The 12,154-nt window shown below is 62.5% G+C and carries 12 protein-coding genes and 1 pseudogene; 5 read left to right on the top strand and 8 right to left on the bottom strand.

Annotated elements, in window-relative coordinates:
- The first annotated feature begins 60 nt into the window (after positions 1–60).
- Both QFZ23_RS12445 and QFZ23_RS12440 read left to right on the top strand, forming a co-directional pair.
- Positions 61–657, top strand: a complete 597-nt coding sequence (locus tag QFZ23_RS12445; RefSeq protein WP_306923324.1) for a TetR/AcrR family transcriptional regulator — start codon at positions 61–63, stop codon at positions 655–657.
- Positions 658–1,169: 512 nt separating this feature from the next.
- Positions 1,170–1,754, top strand: coding sequence for a dihydrofolate reductase family protein (locus QFZ23_RS12440; protein ID WP_306923322.1), 585 nt, complete (start codon positions 1,170–1,172; stop codon positions 1,752–1,754).
- 556 nt (positions 1,755–2,310) lie between these two features.
- On the opposite strand, the gene QFZ23_RS12435 is transcribed toward QFZ23_RS12440, so the two are convergent.
- Positions 2,311–2,610 carry a hypothetical protein gene (locus tag QFZ23_RS12435; protein WP_306923321.1) on the bottom strand — a complete coding sequence of 100 codons (300 nt, stop codon included), beginning with the start codon at positions 2,608–2,610 and terminating at the stop codon, positions 2,311–2,313.
- A gap of 190 nt (positions 2,611–2,800) precedes the next feature.
- Between QFZ23_RS12435 and QFZ23_RS12430 the strand changes: the two genes are divergently transcribed.
- Positions 2,801–4,000, top strand: a complete 1,200-nt coding sequence (locus QFZ23_RS12430; RefSeq protein WP_306923320.1) for a pyridoxal phosphate-dependent aminotransferase — start codon at positions 2,801–2,803, stop codon at positions 3,998–4,000.
- On the top strand, positions 3,997–4,956 hold the full coding sequence (locus QFZ23_RS12425) for a 2-hydroxyacid dehydrogenase (RefSeq protein ID WP_306923319.1): 960 nt from the start codon (positions 3,997–3,999) through the stop codon (positions 4,954–4,956). The genes QFZ23_RS12430 and QFZ23_RS12425 overlap by 4 nt, the downstream gene beginning before the upstream one ends.
- Before the next feature lie 395 nt (positions 4,957–5,351).
- Here the strand turns inward: QFZ23_RS12425 and QFZ23_RS12420 are convergent, their stop codons facing one another.
- From QFZ23_RS12420 to QFZ23_RS12400, 5 genes and pseudogenes are all read right to left on the bottom strand, one after another.
- A complete protein-coding gene (locus QFZ23_RS12420; RefSeq protein WP_306923317.1) occupies positions 5,352–5,510 on the bottom strand; it encodes a hypothetical protein in 159 nt (52 codons plus the stop codon).
- Between the two features lie 53 nt (positions 5,511–5,563).
- Positions 5,564–5,887 carry a formaldehyde-activating enzyme gene (locus QFZ23_RS12415; RefSeq protein ID WP_306923315.1) on the bottom strand — a complete coding sequence of 108 codons (324 nt, stop codon included), beginning with the start codon at positions 5,885–5,887 and terminating at the stop codon, positions 5,564–5,566.
- Positions 5,835–6,637: pseudogene (locus tag QFZ23_RS12410) on the bottom strand (glycine betaine ABC transporter substrate-binding protein). The gene QFZ23_RS12415 and the pseudogene QFZ23_RS12410 overlap by 53 nt, the downstream one beginning before the upstream one ends.
- A 188-nt stretch (positions 6,638–6,825) precedes the next feature.
- On the bottom strand, positions 6,826–7,515 hold the full coding sequence (locus tag QFZ23_RS12405; protein ID WP_306923313.1) for an ABC transporter permease: 690 nt from the start codon (positions 7,513–7,515) through the stop codon (positions 6,826–6,828).
- A 120-nt stretch (positions 7,516–7,635) separates the two neighbouring features.
- Entirely contained in the window at positions 7,636–8,427 is a 792-nt protein-coding gene (locus QFZ23_RS12400; RefSeq protein ID WP_306923312.1) for a ZIP family metal transporter, read from the bottom strand.
- A 313-nt stretch (positions 8,428–8,740) separates the two neighbouring features.
- On the opposite strand from QFZ23_RS12400, the gene QFZ23_RS12395 reads away from it, so the two are divergent.
- Positions 8,741–9,136 carry a DUF6221 family protein gene (locus QFZ23_RS12395; RefSeq protein WP_306923310.1) on the top strand — a complete coding sequence of 132 codons (396 nt, stop codon included), beginning with the start codon at positions 8,741–8,743 and terminating at the stop codon, positions 9,134–9,136.
- 505 nt (positions 9,137–9,641) lie between these two features.
- On the opposite strand, the gene QFZ23_RS12390 is transcribed toward QFZ23_RS12395, so the two are convergent.
- Together QFZ23_RS12390 and QFZ23_RS12385 are read right to left on the bottom strand one after the other, a co-directional pair.
- Entirely contained in the window at positions 9,642–10,016 is a 375-nt protein-coding gene (locus tag QFZ23_RS12390; protein WP_306923308.1) for a hypothetical protein, read from the bottom strand.
- A 767-nt stretch (positions 10,017–10,783) separates the two neighbouring features.
- Positions 10,784–11,257, bottom strand: coding sequence for a hypothetical protein (locus tag QFZ23_RS12385; protein WP_306923307.1), 474 nt, complete (start codon positions 11,255–11,257; stop codon positions 10,784–10,786).
- Positions 11,258–12,154: the final 897 nt, after the last annotated feature.

Below are 12,154 nucleotides of genomic sequence, written 5' to 3'. Positions count from 1 at the left end.
CAGATCTGTCTCATCAAGTCAAGATTTTTTTAGACAGATCTGTCTGATATTGTTCGGGGTATGACCTCCTCGACGCGGTCCCCCGCCCGGCAACGGCTACTTGATGCAGCGGACCGGCTCTTCTATGCCGAGGGCGTGCACACTGTCGGGATCGACCGGGTCATCGGCGAGGCGGGCGTCGCCAAACGCTCGCTCTTCTACAATTTCTCCGGCAAGGACGAGCTCGTGGCCGCGTACCTCGCGGGCCGGGACCAACGTCGGCGTGACCGGATCGCAAGGCACCAGGAGGGCCTGGAAAACCCTGTCGAGAAACTACTCGCAGTCTTTGACGCTCTGCACGAAGCGGTTGCTGCGCCCGGCTACAACGGGTGCGCGTTCGCGAACGCGAACGCCGAGGCGCTCCCGGGCAGTGTGGAGGCCGAAGCGCTCCGCACCTTCCGTGGCTGGCTCGCCGGCATGTTCCTTGACCTGACCAGGCAAGCCGGGTTTGCCGACCCCGAGGACGTCGCGAACCGCCTGCGCCTGCTCTACGACGGAGCAGTCGCCAACTCACAGCTCGATGCGCATCCGGACGCGGTCCGATTAGCCAAAGAGCTTGCCACCATGGTCCTGGAGACCTCGCAGCGAGACACCGGAGCGGGTAAGAAGCCCTCCTGAACCGGCAGATGGTGCGAACCCTGCCGCGTGTTTCACCCCCACTTCTTATCCAGTTGGCGGACAGCTACGTGGCTTCCCGGACCTAGGAGTGGACGGGCTAGCCCGAGGTCCTTTGCCCTTCCACCGGCACCCCAGTCGCACGCCGCAGGGGCCTTAGCTTCCAGTTCCTGGCGACAACAGCCCGAAGCTACGCTTCTCGGTGCAGGCCGGCTTGCTCCACAAGTTCAGCCAGTTAGGGGCGTTGCTGATGTGCAGGTCACCGTAACAATCCGGCAGTACTGGAGCCAGCCAGGCGGCCCAAAATCGACCTCAACGCGCAGAAATACCCCGTCGAACTCGCTCGCGGCAATGCCCTGAAGCACACGACCCTGGCCACAATGCGTGCTGCGACAAGCCCCCGGAGTCGCTCGGCGAGGATGCCGTCACGTGCTAGGATCCCGAGAATCCTCAAAACGACCGCATGCAAGTCCCACTCACTCAGGAGGTTCGCGGTGCCGAACACCACCTGCCACATGTCGATCTCACTGGACGGCTTCGTCGCCGGGCCGGACCAGAGCCGCGAGGACCCCCTGGGCAAGCGGGGGCTGGAGCTGCACGGCTGGCACATCGGCGACCCGCGTGCCAACGGTGCCGACAAGGTCGCAAACGAGTGGCTCATGCGCCCGCGGGGCGCGTATGTGATGGGTCGGAACATGTTTGGCCCGATCCGCGGGGACTGGGATGAGGAATGGACCGGGTGGTGGGGCTCCGAACCGCCGTACCACGCGCCGGTGTTCGTGCTGACCCATCACGGACATGATCCGATCCAGATGGACGGCGGAACGACCTTCCACTTCGTCACTGAGGGCTTCGACGCGGCCTACTCCGCAGCGTGCGAGGCCGCCGGGGACAAAGGCGTGGACATCGCCGGTGGGGCCTCGACCGTCCGACAGGCACTGATCGCCGGCGTGATCGACGAGCTCACCCTCGACATCGCACCGGTACTGCTCGGTTCGGGCGAACGCATCTTCGACGGGTTTGAATCCTTTGGCTTCGAACCCGCCGAGGTACTTCACTCACCGCTGGCCACCCACATCCGCTATCGCCGCGTCGGCTAACTCCGCAGGCGCTGCCGGCCCTCTGCGCAGCAGGACGGTCATTCACTCCGCTCGGGACGCCCTTTTAACGGACGGTGGGACAAATCGGGGCCAGTGCCCCAGCTCTCGAACTTGTCGCCCGTGTTGTTGAGGGAAACTGTGCTCGTCGCGGAAACAGAGGATATTCGCCTTAGCACCGAGCGGATCGAAGCACTTTGGCGTCCGAACTTATCCGCTGAGGCGCTCTTGTCGGAGGGAACAGCGGGTGGCCAGAATTTTGCGACGCAAACATCCTGCACCCACAGGCTTCACTCCATGGCAGCCTGCCGACAACTGAACCCAGTTGCAAGGCCTGACGTCGAGATCCAGGCGGGGCAACGATCGTCGACCATGGGCTGTAGAAGTTGTCACGAAGCACGTCTGGGTTCGTTGCGTAGAAGGAAGGCCGTATCAGGGGCCTTCCTATTACGCCAATTGGAGGCTGCTGCCATCCAAGCCCCCGCGCAATTACCAGGACGGCAGGGCCGGCAAGGGGTCGTCAGCCTCGACATTGTCAGCAACGCCGCGAGCCAGCCAGTCAAGCAATCCTTCGTGATCCGTCGAGACTCGAAGAGCACCATCGCCAAATAACCCGCTCGTCGCGTTCCTCCGTCACCAGGGTCATGCCCGGCGCTCCCTTGGCACGCGTAGTGCGAACGGCAGCTTCAAGGGCGTTCAGAACCGAATCCGGATCGGCCTCCTCGATGGTCCAGGCAGTGTCGAGATCGTGGTGGTGGACGACAACCTCGGCGATCCGCAATGCCACGATGGATGTCGCGGGAATCTGCTTGCCGTGCAGATGCACCTCCTCGACAGCGAGTTCGCCTCCCAGCCGCAAGGCTACGTTCGACGGCCGAAGTCCTGGAATTCTCGCCGGCTGTCCTATCCTCGCGGCCCACACGGCCAACGCGACGCGTGATAACTTCCCAGCCTTGATATATTAGTTCTGGCCTCTGATATATATTAGTTCTCATGAGATCTGGTTTCTTCGGAGGATCGATCGTCAACTCGATGAGGAGTGAAAGAGCATGCAGCAACTCGCGCACCGGCTCGAACGCCTAGGCACCGAAACGGCCTTCAGCGTCGCACAAGCAGCCGCCGCCTGGAAGGCGAAGGGGAACCTGGTGTACCCCTTCCATCTCGGCGATATCAACATCCCCACCGCGCCGAACATCGTGGAAGCGATGAACCGGGCGATCGCGGACGGCTACACGGGCTACTGCCCCGGCCCCGGCATCCCGCAGCTGCGTGAAGCCCTTGCCGATGACATAGGCTCGCGCCGCGGTATCCAGTTCTCCCCCGACAACGTGGTCGTGATGACCGGCGGCAAGCCCGTCATCACGAAGTTCCTGCAGGCGGTCATGAACCCCGGCCAGGAAGTGCTCTACCCCAATCCCGGCTTCCCGATCTATGAATCGCAGATCGAGTACCTCGGCGGCACTGCCATGCCCTACCGCTATGTCCCCACGAGCACGGGCTTCGCCATCGACCTCGAGCAAATCCGCTCGTCGATCACGCCGAACACAGTCGCGATCATCTACAACGACCTGCAGAACCCCATCTCTGCCGAGTCGACGGCGGCCGAGCGTGAGGCCATCGCACGGCTCGCGATGGAACACGACCTTTGGGTGCTCTCCGACGAGGCCTACTTCGAGACTCGCTATGAGGGGGTCTCGAGCTCTATCGCATCGCTTCCCGGCATGGCCGAGCGTACCGTCATCCTCTACACGTTCAGCAAGAAGTTCGCCATGACCGGCTCGCGCCTCGGCTGCGCCGTCGCCCCGCGTGAGATCGCCCAGGTGCTCAGCACACTAAACACCAACGACGAGTCCTGCACGACACACTATGTGCAGTGGGCCGGGGTCGAAGCGCTCCGTGGCCCCCAGGAATCTGTGCAGCAGATGCTTAACATCCTGCAGAAGCGTCGGGACACCGCCTGCGAGCTCGTGAATGCCATCCCCGGCATGCACGTCGCCGTGCCGCAGTCGACGTTCTACCTGTTCCCCGACGTCACCGATGTCATGGAGCGCATGGGATACTCGGCGGTCGGCGACTTCGCCACGGATGCCCTGTACAAGACCGGTGTCTCCTTCTGCACACGCGAGCACTTCGGCCGACGCCTGCCCGGCGAGGAGCGGCAGTACATCCGGCTCGCCTACTCGGGCATCGAGGTGTCAGACATCCGCGACGGCCTGGGACGCCTGCGCGAGTGGATCGAGACGGCATGAGCCGGGTAGTCGTCACAGGGCGGGTTCCCGACGCCGCGCTCGAAAAGCTTCGTAGCGAGCACGAGGTCGATGCCTGGACCGGTGCGGAGTCGATTGGCCGCGAGGAGCTCCTGCGCCGCGTAGCGGGGGCCGATGCCATCGTGAGCCTGCTCACTGAACGTGTCGACGGCGAGCTGCTCGATGCCGCGGGCCCGCAGCTCAAAGTCGTCTCCAACGTCGCCGTCGGCTATGACAACATCGACGTGCCGGCCTGCACCGGACGGGGTATCGTCGCCACCAACACACCCGGGGTGCTCACCGAGGCGACTGCCGACATTGCGTTCGGGCTCATCCTCATGGCAACCCGCCGGCTCGGTGAGGGCGAACGGCTCATCCGCGCCGGCCAGGCGTGGAAGTGGGGCATGTTCTTCCTGCTCGGCAGCAGCCTGCAGGGCAAGACCCTCGGCGTCGTCGGCATGGGCGGCATCGGACAGGCGACGGCACGCCGGGCCAAGGCCTTCGGCATGGACATCGTCTACCAGTCACGCAGCGAGATCGATCCCGCGATCGCCGCGGAACTGGGCGCCCGGAGGGTCGATCTCGACGAGTTGCTGACTGTTTCCGATGTCGTTTCGCTGCACTGCCCTTACGGAGCCGCAACGCACCATCTGATCGGCGCCGAGCAGCTCGCAGCGATGAAGAGCTCAACGTACCTCGTCAACACCGCACGCGGACCGATCGTCGACGAAGCGGCCCTCGCCGCCGCGCTTCGCGAAGGCGTCATCGCAGGTGCCGGACTGGACGTCTTCGAGCACGAGCCCCAAGTCCATCCCGAGTTGCTGGACTTGGAAAATGTGACACTCGTGCCGCACCTCGGCTCGGCCACCGTCGAGACGCGCACCGCCATGGCAGTGCTCGCCGCCGACAACGCGCTCGCCGTGCTCCGCGGTGAGCGGCCGCCCACTCCGATCAACTAGTGGCGACGGGCGCCCACCAGAAACGCGACACCCGGCCGACCTGGAGTTCAAGTGCCGGCCGAGCTTCACGCATGGCAGGTGGGTAACGCGCGCCTGAGAAGCCCGCACGAATCAGTGTGATTCGCCCCGGGCGCGTCCGAAGCATCATTCCTGCGAAGGATCTGTTTCAGCTCGCCAACGACACGAACAACGCAAAACGAGTACGAGCCCCGTCCCGAAGGATGAGGCTCGTACTCGTTCTAGTGTTCACGGCACTGGACCTCGCCGACCTGGCCGTCGGAATCAATCCAGCACACTACTTCGCGGTGGAATCGAGCGGCGCCGCGGCGTCAAAAAGCCGCCCCGAACCAGGAGAGGTAGGGGCGGCCCTTTGGCTGACGCTAGTACTGCCGAACTTAGTTCGGCCACCAGCCGATGGTTGCGTGGTTGGTCGAGGTCGTCGAGGTGGAGGACGTGGTGCTGTCCTGGTCCTTCGGCGCGGCGTTAGCCGGAGCGGCGAACCCTGCTATGGCGAGAATGCCGGTCATCAGAAGTGTGGCAGCAAGTTTTTTCATCGCGATGTTTCCCCCTTGGTGGTGCTGATGTGATACGTGTGCACGTATCGGCGTCAGTATATGGTCTCCACCTCAAGTTTTGGCAGGGGATGATCAGCCTGTGTGACGATACGCGGTGCTTGCATGGTGACGAACAGGGTCAGCGGCTTGCCCGGCAAGGACGGGCGAAGGACCGTGACAAATGGGACGTGGCCGGCGCTGGGGTTGGCCAGCGCCGTGGCCCAGGCGGTGCCGGCCGGTCCGGACAGGTGGCCCAAGACCGTGTTCACGTGGGCGGCGTTGATGCCGTTGCCGTTGAACGATTCCCCGATCTGGACCCTCTGTTCAGGAGCGGCGAGGTCTGGTGCAGAGGGTGAGGCGTGGGTTTGGGTGGTCATGTGTTAGATCAGGCCTTCCGATTCGAGCCATTCCTTGGCGATGTCCGCCGGGGTCTTCGCCGTCAACGTCGGCTTTGGCGTTGAGCTGCTGCATGACTTCGGTGGTGAGTTTCGGGGAGATCTGGGCGATGACGTCGGCGATGGCCGGGTATTTGGCCAGCAGGTCCGCCTTGATGGTCAGCGCGCCCTGGTAGATCGGGAAGAAGTGCTTGTCGTCCTCCATGACCTGCAGCTTGAGTGCAGAGATGCGCCCGTCCGTTTCGAAGACCTCGCCGAAGTTGCAGTCCTGTCCTTTCTGCGTGGCGGTGTAGATGTCGCCGGTGTCGAGCATGGATACCTTCGCGTCGGGACTCAGGCCGTATTCCTTTTTCAGGCCAGGCCAGCCGTCGTCCCGGGTGGAGAATTCACTTTCCATGCAGAAGGTCTGTTCGCTGTCAGGCAGTCTGGCGACGTCGGAGAGGCTCTTTACGCCGAGTTCCTTGGCTTTGTCCTCGCGGATGGCAAAGGCGTAGGTGTTGTTCAGCGGCGCCGATCCAGCCAGGCGATGCCCTTCTTGGCGTCGGCCTTTTTTACGGCCTGGAACATTTCCGCCTTGTCCTTAAGTAGCGTGGTCTGCTTGTTGTAGGTGATCCAGGAGGTGCCGGTGTATTCCCAGTAGCTGGTGAACTGTCCGGATTCGAACGCGGTGCGGACATTGGGCGATCCCACGACGCTGGTGTCGGTGGTGGTGTCTGCGCCGTGGGCGTTCAACAGTTCGCTGGTGATATGGGAGACGATGAACGGCTCGGAGAAGTCCTTTGCGCCGATGACGCCGGTGAGGCCCTTGGGTTCGGTGCCTTTGGCCTGAGCGGCGGAGCCTGCGCCGCCCCCCGCAGGCTGTGAGCGTCAGCACGGCTGCGACGCCGGCTGCGAGGAGAGTTGATGCTGGTTTTTCAGGATTAGATGCCTTTGGGTTTGAGGAGGAGGTCCTCGGCTAGCCCGGCGAGCCAGTCGATGGTGAGGGCAGTGCAGGAGACAACGACGACGCCGGTGATCAGCACCGGCCAGCGCTGCAGCTTCAGTCCGTTGACGATCATGTCGCCCAGACCCACGGCGTTGATGAACGTCGCGACGGTGGCGACACCGACGCAGAACACCAGTGCGGTCCGCAGCCCGGCGACGAGACGGGGATGGCCAGGGGAAGCTCGATCCGGGTGACGACTTGCAGCGGATGCATACCCATGCCGCGGGCGGGCTTCGGTGAGGCTGGCGTCCACCTGTTCCAGGCCCACCAGGGTGTTCCTGAGTACGGGCAGCACGGAGTAGGCGACCAGGCCCACGAGGGCTACTTCGAACCCGAGTTTCCAGACAACGGCCAACAGGACCACCAGGCCGATCGCGGGGCTGGACTGGGCCACGTTGGCGATGCCGAACACGATGGCGTGCACTGCCCTGGAATGGATCCGGCTCAACCCGATGCCGACCGGGATCGCGATCGCGGCCACAATCGCCGAGGCGACGACCGTGAGCCGCAGGTGCTCGAAGGTCCTGTCCTGCAGGTAAGCCCAGTTCAGAAACGCAGGTTCCCGGGCAGCTCGAAGCTGGGGCTGGTGACTGGGACCACCAGAATTGATCCCAAGCCTTGGCATCCAGCACGAACGCTGCGACTTGAATGCTCTTTGCGCCCACATAGCACCCACAATGCCGAGGGTGAGAAGGAGAACGCCTGGCCCGTTCCCAAGGTCCACCGGGTATACGTTGGCCTTACCTCAAGCGAGGGACAGAAGGAACGAAAGCACGAACCCGGCCGCGGTGCTCAGAGCCACTGCCGGTCCTCCATGCTCGAACGCCTCCGGCATCAAGGTGTCCGCCAGCGCGGCGATCACTGCTCCGGCCGCGAAGGCCAACGGCAACGAGATGGTCTTGGGATCGCTGCCCGACAAGGGCCCGGCGCCGAGCACCACGGCAATGACCAGCACGATCGAGCACAATCCCCAGAGTCTGAGGATGGCGGGCGTGGACATGCCTTGGCTGCACATTGAGGCTGCCCCGACAAGGGCCTCTGGCAGATTGGAGACGAAGATTGCGGCCAACAACGCCAAACCCCCGGTCCCCTCCCCAAGCGAGACGCCCAACGCGAGATTTTCCGGTACGCCGTCAAGCGTGGCGGCGGCAAGCAGTGCCAGACCCGCCGCACCCCGGGTGGATGCCGGGGAAGGCGCTCGCCCCGTGGCGGCGGCGTCCGTATCAAGCTTGGCGCTGCCTCGGTGCTCGTCCGCTGGAACCGGGTCCTGGCCCGCCTGCGCCCAGCGGTCAAGTAGCGCACTCAAGACCGTGAACACCACTGCACCAATGAACAGGCCAATCGCGGCGAGCCAAATCCCGCCGCGCTGGAAGGCGTCCTCGAAGAGCTCGAAACTCAGGGCAGTAATCAGGGCGCCTGACGCGAAGGACAGGATGATCGCCAGCACGCGCTTGGGCAATTCGAAACGCACACCGATGAATGCCCCCAGAACCAAGGCGCTGGAAGTCACGACGCCAAAGAGCAGCGACATTGCCACACGGCCATTATGAGTGGTTGCCGAAACCGAAGACAACCGCAAGACAAAGCCTCAAACGGATACTGGAGAGCTGGCATCGACACCGATGCAACAGAAGCCAAATATGCCTAGGTGGTCGAGCCGTCGGCGAGGACGGTCCACCGAATGTTGGTCCGGGTATAGCCACACGGTGATTGTGCCGGCGACCTGGTGCAATTTCCGCAAGTACAGGTGCTTGTGCTTGACGCCTCCCACAGCATTGGGCTGCCCCGCTGGTGCACACCTGCAGCACAGCCGCCGAGCACTTGATTACGAGTGATGGCAGGATGAAGGTATGGACATCATTGATTTCCTTGAAGCCCGAATCAGTGAAGACGAAACCGTTGCACAGGCAGCGTCCCCCGCGCCATGGGAGTGGTTTACCAAAGCCGGGAACCCAACGCCCGCACTCTACGGCGCGGACGAGCAGGCCGTGCTCGACGCGCACTCGGACCACGCGCCTGGGTATCTGTCGTGCAAAGCCGAAGACCGGGTCTACATCGCTCAGTTCAACCCGGGCCGCATCCTCGCTGAATGCGCTGCGAAGCGGCAGGTGCTCGCCAATGTCCCGCTCGTGGTCACCGACACTGCCAGCGAGGTCGGCGCGACCAGCGAATTTGTCCTCATGTGTATGGCGTCCCCATACAGGGACCACCCCGACTACCAAGAGGGCTGGGCAATAGAGCTCTGAGGTCAAATCAGCTTCCGCTACCGATTGCCCGTCTACCCTTCGGCCCCCAGTCTTGCCCCCTGCGGGCCTAACGCAACCCTTTGTGTGTTGCCCTGGCTGGACTGCACTTCCGCCGAAAGGATGGCCATGACGGCCAGCGGAAGACAGGCAATGTTAGTGGCATGGAACGTACCGATGTCAGTGTCTGGGTTACCAGGGCCCGGTAGCGTCGCGGCATCGAACTCAGAAGAAACCGGGCCTGGGCCATGTCCGCCTTGGCGCCGGCCGGCTGTCATAACTGCGTGCTCAGCGCCAGGCGGGTGTCCACCTCGGAGGTGCAGGAGATGGACCCATGCTGGAACAGCCTGAGAGCCAGATGGAGCATTACGGCCGCGCCGATCCCCATGTGTCCTGTAACCCTCGCTTTCCCAGTCCGAAACGACGAACTTGTCGGCCGGACCCTTTGAGGCCAAACAACCAATTACGGCTACCAGCAAGACCGTTAGGGCCAGTGGCTGCGGTGAGACTAGGCCTTAAGCTCAAGCTCCGGGCAGATCACTCGGTTGGATTCCAGCCAGAACAGCAGCAGGTCAGTTGCCCTGGCTTTTGGCTCCAGTTTCTTCGCTCCTTCCAGGAATTTCGTTGAATCGGCACCGGATTCCATGTACATGCAGGAAAGCAGTCCGAGACGGGCGATCCGGTCATCCGGCAGCATCCCTGAGCCGCCCTTTCCGAGCGTTCCAAGCCGGTCCGAGTTGGCGAATCCTTCCAGCTTGTCTCCCCATTTATCAAAGGCGTCCGTAACTCCCTGATCGCAGGCATTCTCGGACAGATCAGAGCACGCGTATTTTTTGCCGTTGATTTGAATGGTCTTTGGACCGGAGTTCGGCTGGGTGGCCACAGGAGAGTCGGTGGGCGTTCCTGTGCCGGTGTCTGTACTGGTCGGTGACTCTGTTCCGGTGGCAGTTGCTGACCCTGCAGCGTTAGATGTTCCCGGAGCGTTAGATGTTCCCGTGGCGGTGCTCGTACCGGTTGCCGTGGTGGTGCTCGTACCGGTTCCCGTGGCGGTGCTCGTACCGGTTGCCGTGGTGGCATCGGGGACAGGTGTTGTGGGCAGGAGTCCTGGTTCGGTCTGCGTCTGGGTGGGAGTCGCTGCCACCGTCTGGGTGATAGTGGTGGCGGGAGCGGCGGGTTCCCCGCCGCCGCAGGCTGGTACGACAGGAATAAGGCAAAGCCCGATAAGGATGGGTGATCGTTTTTTCTGCATGGGGTCATCCCGGTGGTTGCTTCAGCCCTGGGGCGAGCGGTTAAAGTGAAGAGCAGAGCCGCGCTGCGGCTCCTTGATGAGACGACAAACGGGACAATAGCCCCTTGATCACGATTTCAGGCAGTGGACACCTCCTCGTACCCGCTCCGATCACAACCCTCACCGGACCTCCCCGGCGGACGCCGGAAAAAGCCAGATAGAGCAATCAAAGTACGCCTGGGCAATAAGGGTGTCAAGAACGTTTTGCCACCTCTAGTGAGGCGTCATGCCGATGTACCGTAACCAGCGCCACGCCTACCAATTATTTGCAGTCAGAATTGTCATCGCCGCTTATTATCGAAACAATTTTATTGTTTACTGGCGTGAACCGACAATCGCAGAAATTCGCAGAACCTTCTTTATCAGCCGAGCAATTGAGATGGGGCGCGTCGGAATTCAGCCCGCCTTAGCTCGGGGCCCGCTAACCCGGCAGGTTGCGCTTCTTCCACCGTCTGCGGAGCAGTTCCGTGATGGCCAGACAGCCAGGCTACCCGGTGAGAGCACAACTCCCACGTTAACAGCAGCATCCAGACCAATGTAACCAGAGGTGGGTGTCGCCTGTTCAACAGCGACAGGCCGTCGAGCATCCCGGTGGCCCAGAAGGCGGCGAGGAAGTAGACACCAGCAACCGCGATCACCGCGGCCAGGTAGAACAGCCTGCTGAGCTTCCGCTTGCCACGACCGTTTCCAGAATGCGGGTCATCACGATGGTCAGGCCGATGATGGGCCAGGCCTTGGTCGCACTGGTCGCGGCAATGCCGAACGTTTCGAAAAAGACGGTCGACAGCAGCAGGCCAAGAATGCAGCCGGTCGCTGCCTTCCTTCTCGGTACGCACGGATTCCCTCTCCCAGGCTTCGCGGTCACGAAGGTACAGGGCGTCCGGTGCGCAAATTCTTACTGTATCCACTGAACGCTGGTTCGTGGTCCAAGTGACGGTGCCGGTAACGCGGCTGGTTTGAGGACTCAATGAAAGCCTGGGCCGCGGGGCGTAGTCCGCCAAGCCAGGCCGCTATAACGTCTACAGCCGAATCTCCCAACGCGGTGATTGAGCTCCTCAATGATTGCAGCAAGCTCCATGGCGCGGCCGTCCGCAGGCACGGGAGTCTGTTCTCAAAGCCGAGGGTTATCTGCTCTTCGGAGTAGCTGCCGGTTTTGGCCGACCACCGATAGAGGTCCCGTTCCATGGCGTGGTTTTCCGGGCTCTCCAAGAACCCGGATTCAATTTTCGCTGAGCGGTCGACCGGATCGAGGTCGTAAGGACTTCTTGGCGTCCTCGCGGATGGACGCGATCATCCATGCGTTGGGGGTCGAGCTGCCCTCGCATCCGGTGAGCCGCAGATCGCTGATCTCCACGGCGTTCATCACGGTCGTGCTTTGGGCTATTTTGGCGTCGCGGCCCGTCTCGAGCCAGGACCAACCTGTGTTCCACCGCTGCCAATCGCGGGCACCCTTTGGCTCGTCTTTCAGGTGCACCGCTGGAGAAGCCGGCGTCCACCTGAATTTCCGAGTTGATAAATTCATCAAGTTTGCTGACCGGAAAGGGTTACTCTGTCAGAGAGGCTTGGGGAGGGTTTCCGGCTGAAGGCCAGAGGGGGGCAGCTGAATGCCAAGCAGTGCGGCAATGTCGATGACCGTCACATCGGGGAACGACTCCGGGGACAGGTTCCCGGACTTCGTTCCGGACCGGGAACCAAATGAACTCCGCGAGAGTTTGGGTTCGAACAACGACCAT

This window comes from Arthrobacter globiformis, from assembly GCF_030818015.1.
Taxonomy (GTDB): domain Bacteria; phylum Actinomycetota; class Actinomycetes; order Actinomycetales; family Micrococcaceae; genus Arthrobacter; species Arthrobacter globiformis_C.
This window is presented reverse-complemented; position numbering and strand designations above follow the sequence as displayed.